A 1,498-nucleotide genomic window follows, 5' to 3' on the forward strand; every position below is an offset into this window, starting at 1 on the left:
ACTAGAGCAGTTCGCCGGAATGATCGCGCTACTCGTCCTTCTGACAATCGGCTGCATCCTGGGCGCATACTTCGACAACAGACTGCCACGTACATACAAACAGCAGCATATCGATAGCACCACCCAGTCATCCGCTGTCTAGCATTGCCAGAGGTAAACGCACGGCCATTCAGAGCATCTACTGGGAGTTTCCCGACAGAAAGAAAAACGTGAGCTTCAGGATATTCAGCTCACCTGTGACTCTGCTGGTCATAGGATGTCTGCTAATCGCAATGTCCGACGGTCCGTCATCGTGGAGTGCTGTAGTCGGCTTCGCCTACCTTGCCCTTGTGGATCAGTGACCTCAAGATGTAGTGGTCCAAGTTCCTGATCCCCAGGGCGATACCGCGCAGATGCTCCAGCCTCCCGTTGATGGGAAAGCTACACGGGTAGGTGACATCTGACCTGTGGTTTCGAGACAGCAGGTCTCAAATACCTGGCCCATCAGGTGCTTGCCTTTTCTCGGGTGCAGGATTAGCAGGACCCTCCACGGTAGCCCCTCGATCACTGGTTGCCCCTGGTCTCGACATTGGTGTCAAGGTCAATGGGTGAGCGAACACTCCCGGCACAACCGATGCCAGCCCCTTATCAGCCCTCTGATGGCCGTGACCACCATCTGCCTCACGCACGCTTTTGCCACTGCGCACCGTCACAGTGACGTCACGCAACGTAGTCATCACCGACTGAGCTTCACCAGCGAGGACCGCATCCTCGCGTCGCTGGTCAACACGGTGGGCACGCCAGGCAGTAAGCACAGAGTTCGACTGCTTCTTCTCTGGCACAGCGCTGCTCACCGGCTCGTGCTCACTGACGGTGATACCGGTACGGACTCCGACCTCTCCGAACTGGCTAGCCGTACCTGCACCATCGCGCGCGTGTGCCGTACGCCCTGCCCGCAGCTGATTCAGGAACTCACGACCCCGCCGACGACGCTCCTGCGGCCCAGTATCTTCGGAATCTTCGGCATCTTCGGCATGGATGTGCTCGGGCACCGGGGGAACATCCTCGGCCTGCCACGCCATCTCCGCGGCCTCGGCAGCATGCTTGGCCTCCAGCTCTTCCCGCAGCTGCTCCAGTCGTGCCTTGACCTGCTCACGGGTCGCCGGGGCACTCGCCTCCAGCAACGTCTCCGCCGCCCGGCGGCGATCCCGCCACAGGCCACGATCTGCGACCAGCCGGTGAATCCTGGCCTGGGCGGCATCAATGGCCTTCTCATCCAGCATCGTCGCCTGATCGAACCGGCGAGCCCACCCAGACCGGTTACCCGCCGAGGCCATGATCTCCTCATACCGTTCATCCGGCGGCAGCAGACCACGCAACCGATCCACCTCGGCCTGGGCACGCCAACGGGCCCCACGGGCCACCTCGAACCTGTCCTGCGCAGCGCTAATGCGGGCCTTACGACCCAACACACCCGAGTTCTTCGCCGCATACACCTCACGCTCGGCGGCACGTTCGG

At 61.3% G+C, this 1,498-nt stretch carries 1 protein-coding gene; it reads left to right on the forward strand.

The genetic code is table 11. The features are described from left to right. Positions 1-638: 638 nt before the first annotated feature. Positions 639-1,498: hypothetical protein (locus tag CVA01_RS14710; RefSeq protein WP_170209824.1), on the forward strand; the 860-nt coding region annotated here is incomplete at its 3' end.

Source organism: Corynebacterium variabile (assembly GCF_006539825.1).
GTDB classification, from domain to species: domain Bacteria; phylum Actinomycetota; class Actinomycetes; order Mycobacteriales; family Mycobacteriaceae; genus Corynebacterium; species Corynebacterium variabile.